The sequence below is a fragment of the Marinobacter alkaliphilus genome, assembly GCF_055394375.1.
This window is the reverse complement of record NZ_AP043751.1, coordinates 703,663-718,330: the sequence shown is the minus strand read 5'-3', so window position 1 is coordinate 718,330 and position 14,668 is coordinate 703,663. Positions and strand designations below refer to the sequence as shown.

The window sequence follows — 14,668 nt, the reverse complement described above, 5'->3', positions numbered from 1 at the left end:
CTGCGCGCCCTACGCACTCCAAAGGCAAAGACCAAGGCACTGATCGTGATTGTATTTGACCAGGTACAGAAGTCATACCAGGTGGCCGGCCGGGCGATCCCCGCGCTGCACCCCACCAGTATGACCATTGAAACCGGCGAGGTATTCGGCATCGTCGGCCATTCCGGCGCGGGTAAGTCCACCCTCGTGCGGCTGATCAACCTGCTGGAACCGCCCACCGGCGGCCGCATCCTGATCGACGACGAAGACATTACCCGGTACAACTCTGCGGAGCTGCGAGCCTTCCGCCGCAAAGTGGGCATGATCTTCCAGCACTTCAACCTGCTGTCGTCCAAAACCGTGGCAGACAACATCGCGTTTCCGATGAAGCTGGCGGGCATCTACAGCAAAACCGAGATACGGGAGCGGGTACAGGAACTGCTGGCCCGGGTCAGCCTGACCGACCACGCAGACAAGTATCCTTCGCAGCTGTCCGGTGGTCAGAAACAACGGGTTGGTATCGCCCGTGCCCTGGCCTGCCGCCCCACCATTCTGCTATGCGACGAGGCCACCAGCGCACTGGACCCGCAAACCACCCAGTCGGTGCTGAAACTGCTGAGTGACATTAACAAAGAGCTGGGCCTGACCATTGTCTTGATCACCCACGAAATGGATGTGGTACGCCGGGTGTGCGATCGGGTAGCCGTAATGGACGCTGGTCGCGTCGTGGAAATGGGCCCGGTGAGCGAGGTGTTCCTGCACCCCCAGCATCCCACCACCCGGGATTTTGTGTTCGAAAGCGAAAACATCGACCGCAACGAACTCCAGGAAGACCTGCAGAAAGCCGAAGGCCGCATCCTGCGCCTGACCTTCAAGGGCGAATCCACCTACAAACCCCTGCTGGGCAGCGTGGCAAGGGAATCCGGCGTAGACTTCAGCATCCTCTCCGGCCGGATCGATCACATCAAAGACACCCCCTACGGCCAGCTGACCCTGTCACTGGTGGGCGGTGATCTCGACGTCGCCATGCAGGCGCTGGAAGCCGCCGATGTTCACGTGGAGGTAGTGCGCTGATGGAAGCTTTAATGGAAACCCTCATGGGCAACGTCGACTGGCTGGAAATCGGCTGGGCCAGCTGGGACACCCTGGTGATGGTGGGCATGTCCCTGCTGTTCAGCGTACTGATCGGCCTGCCCATTGGCGTATTATTGTTCCTGTTCGGCAAACGCCAGCTCCTGGAACAACCGGTGGCCTACGCGGTGTTGTCGTTCGTGGTCAACGTACTGCGTTCCGTGCCTTTCATCATCCTGCTGATCGTGATGATCCCGTTCACCGTACTGCTCATTGGCACGTCACTGGGCGTGGCCGGCGCCATCCCGCCACTGGTGGCTGGCGGTGCCCCCTTCTTCGCCCGCCTGGTGGAAACCTCCCTGCGGGAAGTCGACCGCGGCATCATCGAAGCCACTCAGGCCATGGGTGCTAACGTGCGCCAGATCATCTTCGGCGCCTTGCTGCCGGAAGCGCTTCCGGGCATCATCGCCGGTATTACCGTGACGGCCATCACCCTGGTCTCCTACGCGGCCATGTCTGGCGTCATCGGTGGCGGCGGCCTGGGCGACCTGGCCATCCGCTTCGGTTACCAGCGTTTCCAGACCGACGTGATGGTGATTACTGTCGCCTTGCTGGTGATTTTCGTACAAGTACTCCAGATGGTCGGCGATCGTCTGGTGCTGTATTTCAGCAGAAAGTAAGACTGTGATTGAGCCGGGCAGGCAATTCCAAAGTCCGGTATAGGCAGGCCGCTGGGAGGCTCCTTCCGAAAACCTGGAGCGCCAGGGATGGCGCGACGGAGCCCTACATGGACGTATTCACGGGCGTTTTTCGGAAGGAGCCTCCCAGCAGCGTGCCGTAAACCAAAGTTAAACACGATGCTCCACAGGAGAACGCAATAATGAATCTGAAGAAAACTCTGGTAGCCATCGCTGCCGTAGCAACTTTCTCCTCTGCTGCTGTTGCAGAGAAACTGTCCGTAGCCGCTACTCCGGTCCCCCATGCTGAGTTGCTGGAATTCGTGAAGCCGGCACTGGCCGAACAAGGTGTTGAGCTGGATGTGAAGGTCTTCACCGACTACGTACAGCCAAACATCCAGGTTGACCAGAAGCGCATGGACGCCAACTTCTTCCAGCACCAGCCGTACCTGGACGAATTCAACAGCGGCCGTGGCACTAACCTGGTCACCGTTGCCGGTATCCACGTTGAACCCTTCGGCGCCTACTCCAGCAAAATCAGCTCCCTCGACGAACTGAAAGATCGTGCCGTGGTGGCCATCCCCAACGACCCCACCAACGGCGGCCGCGCCCTGCTGCTGCTTCAGGAAGCCGGCCTGATCACCCTGAAAGACGAAAGCAAAATCACCGCCACACCCCGTGACATTGCCGACAACCCCAAGCGCCTGAACTTCCGCGAACTGGAAGCCGCTACCCTGCCGCGTATCCTGAACCAGGTCGACATGGCCCTGATCAACACCAACTACGCCCTGGAAGCGGGCCTGAACCCGTCTGAAGATGCCATGGTGATTGAAGGTGCCGAGTCCCCTTACGTAAACATCCTGGTTGCCCGCCCGGACAACAAGGACAGCGACGCCATGCAGAAACTGGCCAATGCGCTGAAATCAGACGCCGTTCGCGAGTTCATCAAAGAAAAATACGAAGGTGCAGTAGTACCGGCATTCTGACATCCGGGTACTCGAAAATGAAAAAGCCGGGCAGTTCGCACTGCCCGGCTTTTTACTGGCACAAAACTTACTGCAAGGCGAGGATCAGTCACCGCTCCAGTTAGAGGACGGGTCTGGAGTCATCCGCAGGTAGGATTTCACTGCCTTGTAGCCCTTCGGGAAGCGCTGTTTGATCTCGTCTTCATCCTGCAGTGACGGCACAATCACCACATCGCCGCCTTTTTCCCAGTTACCTGGCGTAGCCACTTTATGGTCATCGGTCAGTTGCAGGGAGTCGATAACCCGCAGCACCTCGTTGAAGTTACGACCGGTGGATGCCGGGTAGGTAATGATCAGGCGCACCTTCTTGTTCGGATCAATGATAAACAGCGAACGCACGGTCAGGGTGCTGTCGGCGTTCGGGTGGATCATGTCGTACAGCTTGGCCACCTTGCTGTCGTGGTCGGCAATGATCGGGAAGTTGACGGTGCAGCCCTGGGTTTCGTTGATATCCTTGATCCAGTCCTTGTGGGAGTCAACCGGGTCGACACTCAGGGCAATGGCCTTGACGCCACGTTTGGCGAATTCGTCTTTCAGTTTGGCGGTCAGGCCCAGTTCCGTGGTGCATACCGGTGTGAAGTCGGCAGGGTGCGAGAACAGAACCCCCCAGCTGTCACCAAGCCAGTCATAGAAGCGAATGGTGCCTTCGCTGGAATCCTGTTCGAAATCCGGTGCAGTGTCTCCAAGACGCAAACTCATAGTCGTTCTCCTCAGACAGGTTGTTGGCAAACACGGTGTTTTTTTGTGTACGTTAGACACTGTGGCGATGGATGCCCTGAATGCAAGGGGGGCTTGATCCAGAGCATCCAACGGTTTGCTCACATCCTTATGAGCACCAGACATACCGATTGTTTATTTCACCCCCAGGGCCTTCTGCTTCTCAAAGTGCTCCCGGGTGAGTTTGAACACCACCGGGCTGAGTAACAGCAGGGCAATCAGGTTGGGCAGCGCCATCATGGCGTTGAGGGTGTCGGCCACCAGCCAGATAAAGCCCAGGTTGATGGTGGCACCCACAGGGATGGCGACAATCCACAACACCCGATAAGGCACAATGGCCTTCACACCGAACAGGAACTCGATGCAGCGTTCACCATAGAACGACCAGCCAATGATGGTGGTGAAGGCGAAAATCGCCAGGGCAATCGCTACCACGTAGTTGCCGAAGCCGGGGAGGCCTGTTTCAAAGGCCAGGGAGGTGAGGGCCGCACCCGTCTCGCCGGAGGTCCAGGCGCCGGAGGTAATAATCACCAGGCCGGTGATGCTGCACACAATGATGGTATCGATGAAGGTGCCCAGCATGGCGACCATGCCCTGCTTGACCGGGTTCTTGGTCTGGGCGGCGGCATGGGCGATGGGCGCAGAACCCAGGCCCGCTTCGTTGGAGAAGATACCGCGTGCGACGCCAAAGCGGATAGCCGCCCAGACAGCTGCACCGGCAAAACCGCCCTCGGCTGCGGCCGGGCTGAAGGCATAGCTGAACACCATGCTGACGGCTGCGGGAATTTCACTGGCATTGATGGCCAGAACAATCAGGCCAACCAGCACGTAAGACACCGCCATAAATGGCACCAGGGCACTGGCCACCTGGCCAATACGCTTGATGCCGCCAATCAGCACCAGGCCCACCATAATCATCAGCAGAACGCCGGTGATCCAGTGGGGCAGGCCGAAGTTGGCAGACAACACATCCGCCACCGAGTTGGCTTGTACCGTATTGCCGATACCGAAAGCGGCAATGGAGGCGAAGATCGCGAACAACACCCCAAGCCAGGCCCATTTCTTGCCCAGGCCATTGCGGATGTAATACATGGGGCCGCCCACATGGGCACCACGCTCATCCACTTCCCGGTAGCGCACGGCCAGCACGGCCTCGCCGTACTTGGTGGCCATGCCCACCAGGGCGGTCAGCCACATCCAGAACAGGGCGCCCGGGCCGCCCAGGAACACGGCGGTGGCAACCCCTGCAATGTTACCGGTGCCTACGGTGGCTGACAGGGCGGTCATCAGGGCCTGGAATGGCGGAATATCACCATCGTCCTCGTCACCGCGGGCACGGCCGCTCCACATCAGCCGGAAACCGGCACCCAGTTTCAGGATCGGCATCAGTTTCAGACCAATACTGAGAAACAGCCCGACCCCGAGGATCATAACCAGCATCGGTGGTCCCCAGACCAGGCTATTGATTTGACTTACAAATTCAGAAATGGGTTCCATGGGTTCTCCCACTGTTTACCACGGCTAGGTCATATGATTAGAGCCCCAGAGGGCATAACCTGTTGAGTTTAGTCGACTATTTTATGGTGTAAACCGTTTTGCTCCTGAGAGTTGTCCATTTTGCCCACCATTGCCTATGTTTAGAGTAACTGCGGTGCCAGTTTCGGCGCCTTAAATAAAACCGGAAAGGGGCTGCCTATGCGCTCACTGAAAATCTCGGAAGTCATGTGGAATCACATTGAGCCTATCCGTTGCGGCACACCGCTGACCAAGGTTGTTAAAGCGTTACTGGATAACCACGTTACCGGTTTGCCAGTGGTGGATGAAAAGCGCCAGGTTCTGGGCTTTGTGTCGGAGCAGGACTGCATTCACTCGCTGCTGGTGAGTAATTATCACAGCGAGGGCGAGCCCATTGTGGACGATGTGATGTTCCATAAACCGCTGACGGTGTCGCCGGAGATGTCGGTGATCGATCTGGCGCAGAATCTGGGGGCCGGAAAGCCGAAAGTGTACCCGGTGGTTGATCATGGCAAACTGGTGGGGATTGTCACCCGTACAGCTATTCTGTCCCAGTTGGCCAAATCCGGTAATACCATCGAAAAACAGCGTTTCGCCAACGTCGAGGACTGACTTCTCCACCCACAATCGCCAGGAGTGCTATGGAACTTTTAGCCACCAACGTTTGCTTTGACGGCGAGCACCGCCGCTACCGCCACTCATCTGCCACGCTCCAGTGCGACATGGAGTTTGCGGTGTTTCTGCCGCCGTCGGCTCTGGGCGAGGAAGGCAAACCAGCGCCAGTGCTGTACTGGTTGTCCGGGCTGACCTGCACCGACCAGAATTTCATGCAGAAAGCCGGTGCCCAGAAACTGGCCGCCAGGCTGGGCCTGGCGATTGTGTGCCCGGATACCAGCCCCCGGGGCGTGGACCTGCCTGGCGAGCACGACAGTTACGATTTTGGCAGTGGCGCGGGCTTTTACGTGAATGCCACAGAACAGCCCTGGGCATCCCACTACCGCATGTACGATTACGTGGTGAAGGAGCTGCCCCAATTGGTTGAGAATGAGTTGCCGCTTAGCGGTGAGCGGTCGGTCAGCGGCCATTCCATGGGCGGCCACGGAGCTTTGATCTGTGCCCTGAAGAATCCGGGGTATTACAAATCGGTATCGGCATTCGCGCCAATTGCCAACCCGATGGCGTGCCCCTGGGGGCAGAAAGCCTTCAAGGGTTATCTTGGAGATGACCAGAGCAAGTGGGAAGCGTGGGATGCCACCCGCCTGATTCCGACCGCAAAAGAGCGGCTGCCGCTACTGGTAGACCAGGGTACGGCCGATGAGTTTCTGGAAACCCAGCTGAACCCGGAAACGTTGGCGGATGTCTGTGAGAAGTTTCATCACCACATCAACCTGCGAATGCACCGTGGGTACGACCACAGTTATTTCTTTATTGCCTCGTTCATTGACGACCACCTGAATCATCATGCCAGGGCATTGGGTTTGGCATGAGCCCGCCACGCTCCGCGGGTTTCAGTTGCGAAAGCCCCAGAGCAGGCTGAAATCCATGGAAGGCATTTCCTCTGGCTCTTCGGCGCCCTGGATGTTGTATTCGGGAACGCTGGTGTCGCGCTCAAACGTGCCGCTGTAGCGGTTGCCCCGGGGCCCGAAAATAGCTTTGACAAACGGTCCCCTGGCCCTGACGGCGCGGCCGGTCACCACACCGACTTCGTTATTGTCGAGCCGCACCAGCATGCCAGGCGGGTATTCGCCGAGTACTTGCAACAGTGACCGTGGAATGGCCGGGCGGACCTTGCCGTCACCGAGGGTGGCTATCAGCTTGCGGGCAGCGGTGATGGTCATCCGGTTGCGGTAGGCTCGTTTGGTGATCATGGCCACGTAGCGTTCTGACAGAGCCAGAATTTCCGCCTCTGGCAGAATATCAGTGCCACTTAATCCTTCCGGATAGCCGGAGCCATCGGCCTGCTCGTGGTGCTGGGCGATGATTTTCAGCAACAGTTTATTGGTAATGCCGGCGGAGGTCAGTGCCTGGATACTGCGGTGCGGGTGTTTGCGGATAACCGCCCGCTGGTCGTCGGTGAGCACACGGGTGGAAGCATTTAGCTGGTCGGCCACCGGCACAAGTGCCAGGTTGGCGGTCAGGGCCGCGGCGGTCAGCACACTGGTACGTTTTTCATCAAGCCCAAACGCCCTGGCCGTGAAGTGGCACAAAATGCCGTAGAAAAGAATCTGTTCGTGAATGGTGGGGCCGATGGAGTACAGATGCACCAGGGCCAGGCTGGCTTCCGGCGCTTCCTGACAGGTCCGCTCCAGCATTCGCGCCAGCCCCAATAAGCGTTTTTGGGCAGACGGATCTTCACTGGTGATGGCGTTGAGGGTTGCTTCCAGGGTGGCCAGCAGGTCGGCGTAGTCGGCGAAGGGGTTACGCTGCCGTTGATCCTCCTGAATTTTTTCCTTTTTCCGTTCGATTTTCCGGGGCTTGAACCGGCCCCGCTCAAACAATTGCTCCAGCTGAGTATTGGTCTGGATAACATAGCCCTGACGCAGCAAGACGTTTCCATCGGCGTCGAAAACATCCCAGGGTAATGGACGGCCGATGGTCAATGCCCCAGGGGCGATGCGTATGAGTGAATCCAATTTGAATATCCCAAGGTGTCGTAGAGCGATTCTTGTTCTTCGGAATACTTCTTTCAATATTCTGACGTCAAAACCGGCATAGGCTTGTGTATTTAGAATACTAACCGACACACTTTTGTGATGCATGTCACATTGTGTCGTGTTCAGAGATAGAATTGTTAAGAATCGTAGCCCGGTAGCGCCCCCTTACATAGCTTACGCTAAGCTTGTGCACTAACTAAGACCATAGTCGGACCCGATCTGAATGTTTCATCGGCTAAAAAACGATTTCCGATTATCGATCATCACATTGCTTGGCATCAGTGCCATCGTTGGCATCACGCCGTTCGTGATCCTGCGATTTGTCGAGGGTAATCCGCTCGCCGGTTTTGTTGATCTCGGGATTCTGTCTGGCATCGTTGGCAGCCTCGCTTATGCCTGGGTCACCGGCGACACATACCGCAGCGGCATGTTCCTGGCGATTATTATCTGCGCGGGCGCGGTCACCGTTGGTGCGGTTATGGGTGAGGCGGGTTTGTTCTGGATATTCCCTTGCCTGGTAACAACCTTCTTTCTTGTATCCAGCCGACTTGCGGCCATTCTGAACCTGCTATCCGTTCTGGCGCTGATGTCGATTGAAACGGCTTTCAGCTCAACGGTTCAAATGTGGACGTTTGCGACCACGGCGACGGTGGTCAGCGCCTGTGCCTATGTCTTTGCCTATCGTAACCAGGATCAGCGGGAACGCTTGGAGCACCTGGCCACCATCGACCCACTGACCGGTGTCAAGAACCGCCGCTCCATGGATGAGGAACTGGATGCGGCTGCTGCCAATGCTGAGCGATCCGGGCTACCCTATGCCCTGGTGATGCTGGATATCGACCACTTCAAGAAAATCAACGATGTGTATGGTCATGGCGTCGGTGATAATGTGCTGACGGACTTGGTGGCGCTGGTTGAACGCAACACACGAAAGTCTGATCAGCTGTTCCGTTATGGCGGTGAGGAGTTCGTGTTATTGCTGCCCGGTGTGGATGGATCCAGCCTGCAGGCGGTTATGAACAACCTGCAACAGGTGTTGCGCAGGCATCTCAAGTACCCCGGTGGCCCGGTTACTTCGTCATTTGGTGTCGCCTTGCTGGGCCACGGCGAGAGCGTGGAGAGCTGGTTGGCGAGGGCTGATGAAGCGCTGTATCAGGCCAAGGAGACCGGGCGGGATCGGATTGTATTTGCAGATAAGAACACTCAGTTGGTGGCCGAACCGGCTTGAACTGAAGTCCGGCTGTCGGGTTCGCCGTGATGGTGGTTTCCGGGCCGGTAGCGAAACAATCGCCAACCCAGCAAAACACTGGCGGAGGTCAGCCCCGCCGTCAGCCCCACCCAGAACCCCGCCGCTCCCAACGCCGGCCAAAGCAGGTCTGTAAAGGTCAGAATGTAGCCCAGTGGCAGGCCAACCCCCCAGAACGAAAACAGCATAATGAACATGGGAATGCGGGTGTCTTTATAGCCCCTGAGCGCACTGATGCAGGTTACCTGAATCACATCAGCAACCTGGAACATGGCGGCAAACGCCAGCAGGCGAATGGTGACATCCCGCACGGCCTGGTCGCCGGTGTAGAGTGCGGCGATCTGTGCGGAGAACACAAACAGCAACGTGGCAAAGATCAGGGCAACCGCCGAGGCTAGGATCAGTGAGCTACGGGAAATCAGCCGGGCGGTATCCGGCGCCCGGGCACCCACCAGAAAACTCACCCGCAGCGTCAGTGCCATGCCTATGCTCAGCGGTAGCATGAACAACAACGACACCACGTTCAGCGCAATCTGATGTCCGGCCACAATCACCGGCCCCAGGGGTGCCAGGAACAGGGCAATGACTGAAAACATGCTGGCTTCAACAAAAATGGTGAAGCCAATGGGCACACCGATACCCAGAATGTAGCGAACTCCCCGCCAGTTGGGCTTCACCCAGTCGGCCAGCAGGTGAAACTGGCGGAAGGTACGGCTCCGGTTCAGGTAGATCAGTAAGGCAATGGCGGCCGTCCCGTTGGACAGCGATGTCGCCCAGCCGCAGCCCACACCGCCCATGGCGGGCAGGCCGAGCTTGCCGTAAATGAAGATGTAGTTCAGCGGCAGGTTGATCAGCGTGCTGAGTACAGAGAAAGCCATGATTACCCTGGTGTGGCCGAGGCCGTCAGTGAGTCCCCGCAGAGCGTTCATAAGAAGCAGGGCTGGAATGCCCCAGGCGAAGGCGTTCAGGTATCCCTGGGTGATGCCGGCAGTCTCTGTATCCATCTTCAGCATCGCCAGTACCGGGTGTACGTTGGTCAGCAACAACGCCATGATCACCGTGCCGCCGGCTGCGATGTAAATGCCCTGCCAGGTGGCCGGCATGATCTTCGAGTGCTGCCGGGCACCGTTGTAGCCGGAAATGATCGGTTGCAGCGCCCCCAGCATGCCCATGAAAAACAGAAACAGTGGCATCCACAGGCTGCTGCCAATGCCTACCGCGGCCAAATCCCGAGCGCTGGCGTGGCCCGCCATAACGGTATCAATAACCCCATTGGCCATCTGTGCCACCTGGGCAATCAGGATCGGCCCGCCCAGAATGGCCAGGGTTCTCCATTCCGCCAGCGTGCGGCGAACAAGGGGCTGTCGGGCTTCGGGTAACGGTTGGTGGTTTTCGTCCATGGTGCTGGTTTCGATGTTGGTTCGTCAGGGTTGTACCTGTCAGAGGCGGACATGGTACCCGATTGGCGGTCGGGCAGCTTATAGGGGTTTGCACCGCCTTCCGTACTGGATAATGCCGGCAAAAACGGTACAGTAGCGGTCCGGTTTATCTCAGGTGCGGTGGTATGGTTCTTCTGGTTCTGGTAACGGCGCTGTGGGCGTTTTCGTTCAGCTTGATCGGCGAGTTCCTGGCTGGCCGGGTAGACAGCGATTTTGCCGTGCTTACCCGTGTGCTGCTGGCGGCCCTGGTGTTTCTGCCCTTCACCCGCTGGCGTGGTGTGCCCGGGGGCATGAAGCTTGGTATTCTGATTACCGGCATGCTGCAGTTCGGTATTACCTACCTTTGCCTGTACCGCTCGTTCAGTTACCTCACGGTGCCTGAAGTGTTGCTGTTCACCATCTTCACCCCTTTGTACGTTACGCTGATTGACGATGCCCTGTTTCGCCGGTTCTCCCCGGTGGCCTTGCTGGCGGCAGCCATCGCTACTCTGGGCGCCGGCATTATCCGCTACGATGGCCTGAGTGAAGATTTCATTACCGGCTTCTTGTTACTGCAAGTGGCTAATTTTACCTTTGCCGCCGGCCAAGTGGGCTACAAACACGTGATGCGCCACTACGCCCTGGCTTTGCCGGGCTACCGTACCTTCGGCTACTTCTTTTTCGGGGCGCTGGTGATCGCCTTGCCGTCGTTCCTGATATTCGGTGATGCTGACAAGCTGCCCACAACCAGTCTTCAGTGGGGCATTCTCGGTTGGCTGGGGCTCGCGGCCTCGGGGCTTGGGCTATACCTGTGGAATCGCGGTGCCTGTGAGGTAGATGCTGGCACCCTGGCTATTATGAACAATGCCCTGGTGCCTGCCGGGTTGCTGGTGAACCTGCTGATCTGGAACCGGGATGCGGACCTCATGCGCCTTATGCTTGGCGGCGCGGTGATCGCGTTTTCACTGTGGGTGAATGCCCGTTTTCATCCCCGGGCAAGGGTCCTGGCCGGGCCCTGACAAGCCTTGTCTTCAAGATATCGGGTTGTGTGCCGTTACATTAATGTGACGTAGCGTAACTCATTAGATATTTCCTTGATATTCATCCAGACTTACGCTTGCGCCCTGAAATAATTTCCCCGGTTTAACGGACATCGACCCCCTATGCGCAAGAATCTACCTGTCACCCAGCGCGAAATTACCGTACCGGAAGGTATGCGCCTGATCAGTACCACCTCCCTCAAGGGCGTGATCACCTATTGCAACGACGATTTTGAAACCATCAGTGGTTACACCCGGGACGAACTGATTGGCCAGGCCCACAATCTGATTCGCCACCCGGACATGCCGCCGGCGGTGTTCGCCGACATGTGGGAGTATCTGAAAGCGGGCAAGGCCTGGATGGGTGTGGTCAAGAACCGGGCAAAGAACGGAGATCATTACTGGGTCAGTGCCTATGCCACTCCTATCTGGGACAACGGCCAGATGGTGGGCTATGAGTCCGTGCGCGTGGCTGTCACTCGGGACCAGATTGCGCGGGCTGAAAAGCTCTATTCTGGTATCTCCGCAGGCAAGTTGTCGTCATCGTTCAGTAACCGGGCCATGTCGATGGGCCGATCCGGCTGGCCGTTTTTGTTATCCCTGGTAATCACCTTGGGTGCCATGCAACTCGAGCCGCTCTGGCTGGCAGCGCTGGTCGTGTTGGTGGGTCATGGTCTGGCTTTCAGTCTGGTGTTCGGGTCTATTTCCAATCGTTTGAAAGGTTTACTCGCGTTGCGCCCCGATGCTTTCCAGGACCCCGTCGTTGCCCGCACATACAGCAGTGAGCGTGGCCTGATGTCGCGGTTGGCCCTGGTGCTGGTCAGTGAGGAAGCACGCATTCGCACAGCGCTGGCGCGAATTGACGATCAGGCTGAGCATTTACTGCAGCAGGCCCGGGCGTCCCATGGCTTCATTACCGAGGGGGCCACGGCGATTGCCCGGCAGCGGGCGGAGACGGACCAGACCGCCTCGGCGATCAATGAAATGACCGCGTCCATTCAGGAAGTCGCGGAAGCCGTTACCCACAACGCCAAAGAAGCAGAGCAGGCCAACCGGCTGGCCCACGAGGGCAGCCAGCGCAGTGGTGAGGCCACTGCCGCGATTGAGCAGCTGGTGCAGCAGGTGAATGGCATTGGCGAATCGGTGAGTCGCCTGGGTGAATCCACCCGCACCATTGGTGAAGCGGCCGACCTGATCTCGGACATTGCCGAGCAGACCAACCTGCTGGCCCTGAATGCGGCCATTGAAGCAGCCCGCGCCGGCGAGCAAGGCAGAGGCTTTGCCGTGGTGGCCGATGAAGTGCGGTCCCTGGCCCAGAGAACCCGGCAGTCCACCGTCAAGATCCATGAGGTGATTGATCAGTTTCGGGCCCAGGTGGATGAAACCATTCAGGCCGTACGTTCTGGTGAGGAAATCGCCAGCCAGGGTCTGGCCCGGGTGCAGGGCGCGGCAGAATCCCTGCAAACCATTGTGGGTTCGGTGGATTCGATTTCCGACAGTTTCATTACCATGTCGGCCGCGTTCGAGGAGCAAAGTCAGGTATCGGACGAGATCAACCGGCAAATCGTGAACATCGCCGGCCTTGCCGACCAGAGCGACGAGCAGGCTGAAGCCGCTAAAGACAGCAGCGACAGGCTCAGTGGCATGGCCCGTGGTCTGAAGGATCTGATTGCCCGGTTTGTCAGTAAATCTGGCTAGTTAGCGCTGGCCGGTTGGATCTGTGTGGTCGACAGAAACCACTGAACAACATTTCAGCACTGGCATCACCGCGCCAGTGCTGGCAGAATCCCGCACCAATGGCCTGAACCATTGGTTTGGCGCCCTCACAATTCGTAGTTTCCTATAGCCAAAAGCACAGGAAGAAAATTCATGTCACAGTCCAACTCCGCATCAGACAGCGGTATCGGGGCTCGCGGACTCTGGTCGTCCAAGTTCGCGTTTATTCTGGCAGCAACCGGTTCTGCTGTTGGTCTCGGTAACGTCTGGAAGTTCCCTTATGTCACTGGTGAGAACGGCGGCGGTGCCTTCGTTCTGGTTTACCTGCTCTGTATCTTCATCATCGGTATTCCCATCATGATGGCCGAGGTGTTTATCGGCCGGAATGGTCGCCACAATCCGATCACCAGTTTCCGCCTGGTGGCTGAGCGCAACCTGGCATCGTCCGGCTGGCGAATTTCCGCCATCATCGGCATGCTGGCGGCCTTCATCATTCTGTCGTTCTACTCGGTGATCGGTGGCTGGGCTGCCTCCTATGTTGGCCACGCCGCCATGGGTGATTTCACCGGCGGTACTGCCGAATCCGTGGGTGAAATGTTCGGCGGCCTGCTGGCCAGCCCGGCCAAGCTCCTGCTCTGGCACACGGTGTTCATGGCTCTGGTCGTGCTGGTTGTCGCCCGCGGCCTGAAAGGCGGCCTGGAGCGTGCGGTTACCATTCTGATGCCGGCCCTGTTTATCCTGCTGTTGATGGTGGTGGGTTATGCCACCACCACCGGCCACTTCGGGGAAGCGGTTTCCTTCCTGTTTAATCCGGATTTCAGTGCCCTGACGGTTAACGGTGTGCTGGTGGCCCTGGGTCATGCGTTCTTCACCTTGAGCCTGGGTATGGCCATCATGATGGCTTACGGCTCTTACCTGAGCCGCGATGTCTCTATCGGCCGCACGGCAGTCACCGTGGCCATCATGGATACCGTCGTGGCCCTGCTGGCTGGCCTGGCTATTTTCCCGGTGGTATTCGCCAACGGCCTTGAAGCCGGTGCCGGCCCGGGCCTGATTTTCCAGACCTTGCCACTGGCGTTCGGCAACATGCCCATGGGAACCCTGTTTGGCACCCTGTTCTTCGTCCTGCTGCTGTTCGCCGCCTGGACATCCGGCATCTCACTGCTGGAGCCAGTGGTTGAGTGGATTGAGGAGAAAACCAGCTTTGCCCGTGTGGGCAGTGCCGTGATTGCCGGTGTTGCCTGCTGGTTGCTGGGTATCGCGTCGATCCTGTCACTGAACGTATGGGCCGATGTGGCACCGCTGGGTATGTTCGCTGCATTCGAAGGCAAGACCATCTTCGATCTGTTGGACTACTTCACCGCCAACATCATGCTGCCGCTCTCCGGCCTGCTGACCGCCATCTTCGTGGGTTGGTTCGTGGCCAAGGAGTCTCTGAAGAGCGACCTGGCTCTGCAGGAAAGCACCTTTGGCTTGTGGTACAACCTGATCCGGTTTGTGACGCCGATTGCTGTAGCAATCGTGTTTGTCTACAACCTGCTGGCGTAATCAGCCCGGCTGATAGCCCGCCAAAAAGAAAACCCGGCGCTGGAGACAGTCGCCGGGTTTTC

Annotated in this window: 13 protein-coding genes; 9 read left to right on the top strand and 4 right to left on the bottom strand. The window is 58.0% G+C overall.

What is annotated here, in order from left to right; genetic code table 11:
* Positions 1-45 precede the first annotated feature (45 nt).
* The 3 genes from ACZ5Q2_RS03300 to ACZ5Q2_RS03290 all read left to right on the top strand — a co-directional run bounded on the left by ACZ5Q2_RS03300 (position 46) and on the right by ACZ5Q2_RS03290 (position 2,713).
* Positions 46-1,053 (top strand): methionine ABC transporter ATP-binding protein, encoded by a 1,008-nt coding sequence (locus ACZ5Q2_RS03300; protein ID WP_058092816.1) that lies wholly within the window; start codon positions 46-48, stop codon positions 1,051-1,053.
* Positions 1,053-1,730 (top strand): methionine ABC transporter permease, encoded by a 678-nt coding sequence (locus ACZ5Q2_RS03295; protein ID WP_058092815.1) that lies wholly within the window; start codon positions 1,053-1,055, stop codon positions 1,728-1,730. Before ACZ5Q2_RS03300 ends, ACZ5Q2_RS03295 begins: the two co-directional genes overlap by 1 nt.
* 200 nt (positions 1,731-1,930) lie before the next feature.
* Positions 1,931-2,713: a MetQ/NlpA family ABC transporter substrate-binding protein gene (locus ACZ5Q2_RS03290; protein ID WP_058092814.1), complete on the top strand. Its 783-nt coding sequence runs from the start codon at positions 1,931-1,933 to the stop codon at positions 2,711-2,713.
* An 84-nt stretch (positions 2,714-2,797) separates the two neighbouring features.
* Here the strand turns inward: ACZ5Q2_RS03290 and ACZ5Q2_RS03285 are convergent, their stop codons facing one another.
* Together ACZ5Q2_RS03285 and ACZ5Q2_RS03280 are read right to left on the bottom strand one after the other, a co-directional pair.
* Positions 2,798-3,451 carry a peroxiredoxin gene (locus ACZ5Q2_RS03285; RefSeq protein ID WP_058092813.1) on the bottom strand — a complete coding sequence of 218 codons (654 nt, stop codon included), beginning with the start codon at positions 3,449-3,451 and terminating at the stop codon, positions 2,798-2,800.
* 153 nt (positions 3,452-3,604) lie between these two features.
* Positions 3,605-4,966: an alanine/glycine:cation symporter family protein gene (locus tag ACZ5Q2_RS03280; RefSeq protein WP_058092812.1), complete on the bottom strand. Its 1,362-nt coding sequence runs from the start codon at positions 4,964-4,966 to the stop codon at positions 3,605-3,607.
* A gap of 198 nt (positions 4,967-5,164) precedes the next feature.
* On the opposite strand from ACZ5Q2_RS03280, the gene ACZ5Q2_RS03275 reads away from it, so the two are divergent.
* Together ACZ5Q2_RS03275 and fghA are read left to right on the top strand one after the other, a co-directional pair.
* On the top strand, positions 5,165-5,596 hold the full coding sequence (locus ACZ5Q2_RS03275) for a CBS domain-containing protein (protein WP_061331240.1): 432 nt from the start codon (positions 5,165-5,167) through the stop codon (positions 5,594-5,596).
* 29 nt (positions 5,597-5,625) lie between these two features.
* Positions 5,626-6,471, top strand: a complete 846-nt coding sequence (gene fghA, locus ACZ5Q2_RS03270; protein WP_432210450.1) for an S-formylglutathione hydrolase — start codon at positions 5,626-5,628, stop codon at positions 6,469-6,471.
* A gap of 21 nt (positions 6,472-6,492) precedes the next feature.
* Here fghA and ACZ5Q2_RS03265 read toward each other — a convergent pair whose 3' ends face one another.
* Positions 6,493-7,617, bottom strand: a complete 1,125-nt coding sequence (locus ACZ5Q2_RS03265; protein WP_061331238.1) for an HD-GYP domain-containing protein — start codon at positions 7,615-7,617, stop codon at positions 6,493-6,495.
* Positions 7,618-7,861: 244 nt separating this feature from the next.
* On the opposite strand from ACZ5Q2_RS03265, the gene ACZ5Q2_RS03260 reads away from it, so the two are divergent.
* Entirely contained in the window at positions 7,862-8,866 is a 1,005-nt protein-coding gene (locus ACZ5Q2_RS03260; protein WP_061331237.1) for a GGDEF domain-containing protein, read from the top strand.
* On the opposite strand, the gene ACZ5Q2_RS03255 is transcribed toward ACZ5Q2_RS03260, so the two are convergent.
* Positions 8,842-10,284, bottom strand: coding sequence for an MATE family efflux transporter (locus tag ACZ5Q2_RS03255; protein ID WP_082780510.1), 1,443 nt, complete (start codon positions 10,282-10,284; stop codon positions 8,842-8,844). The two genes, ACZ5Q2_RS03260 and ACZ5Q2_RS03255, sit on opposite strands and share 25 nt — an antisense overlap.
* 164 nt (positions 10,285-10,448) lie before the next feature.
* Between ACZ5Q2_RS03255 and ACZ5Q2_RS03250 the strand changes: the two genes are divergently transcribed.
* The 3 genes from ACZ5Q2_RS03250 (at position 10,449) to ACZ5Q2_RS03240 (ending at position 14,606) form a co-directional block, all read left to right on the top strand.
* Positions 10,449-11,321: a carboxylate/amino acid/amine transporter gene (locus tag ACZ5Q2_RS03250; protein WP_058092806.1), complete on the top strand. Its 873-nt coding sequence runs from the start codon at positions 10,449-10,451 to the stop codon at positions 11,319-11,321.
* Between the two features lie 144 nt (positions 11,322-11,465).
* A complete protein-coding gene (locus ACZ5Q2_RS03245) occupies positions 11,466-13,040 on the top strand; it encodes a methyl-accepting chemotaxis protein (protein WP_431474474.1) in 1,575 nt (524 codons plus the stop codon).
* A gap of 171 nt (positions 13,041-13,211) precedes the next feature.
* A complete protein-coding gene (locus tag ACZ5Q2_RS03240) occupies positions 13,212-14,606 on the top strand; it encodes a sodium-dependent transporter (protein ID WP_286920648.1) in 1,395 nt (464 codons plus the stop codon).
* Positions 14,607-14,668: the final 62 nt, after the last annotated feature.

Coding starts and splice junctions, on each gene's coding strand:
- ACZ5Q2_RS03295 (WP_058092815.1), top strand. CDS start 1,053: ATGGAAGCTTTAATGGAAACCCTCATGGGCAACGTCGACTGGCTGGAA.
- ACZ5Q2_RS03290 (WP_058092814.1), top strand. CDS start 1,931: ATGAATCTGAAGAAAACTCTGGTAGCCATCGCTGCCGTAGCAACTTTC.
- ACZ5Q2_RS03285 (WP_058092813.1), bottom strand. CDS start 3,451: ATGAGTTTGCGTCTTGGAGACACTGCACCGGATTTCGAACAGGATTCC.
- ACZ5Q2_RS03280 (WP_058092812.1), bottom strand. CDS start 4,966: ATGGAACCCATTTCTGAATTTGTAAGTCAAATCAATAGCCTGGTCTGG.
- ACZ5Q2_RS03275 (WP_061331240.1), top strand. CDS start 5,165: ATGCGCTCACTGAAAATCTCGGAAGTCATGTGGAATCACATTGAGCCT.
- fghA (WP_432210450.1), top strand. CDS start 5,626: ATGGAACTTTTAGCCACCAACGTTTGCTTTGACGGCGAGCACCGCCGC.
- ACZ5Q2_RS03260 (WP_061331237.1), top strand. CDS start 7,862: ATGTTTCATCGGCTAAAAAACGATTTCCGATTATCGATCATCACATTG.
- ACZ5Q2_RS03255 (WP_082780510.1), bottom strand. CDS start 10,284: ATGGACGAAAACCACCAACCGTTACCCGAAGCCCGACAGCCCCTTGTT.
- ACZ5Q2_RS03250 (WP_058092806.1), top strand. CDS start 10,449: ATGGTTCTTCTGGTTCTGGTAACGGCGCTGTGGGCGTTTTCGTTCAGC.
- ACZ5Q2_RS03245 (WP_431474474.1), top strand. CDS start 11,466: ATGCGCAAGAATCTACCTGTCACCCAGCGCGAAATTACCGTACCGGAA.
- ACZ5Q2_RS03240 (WP_286920648.1), top strand. CDS start 13,212: ATGTCACAGTCCAACTCCGCATCAGACAGCGGTATCGGGGCTCGCGGA.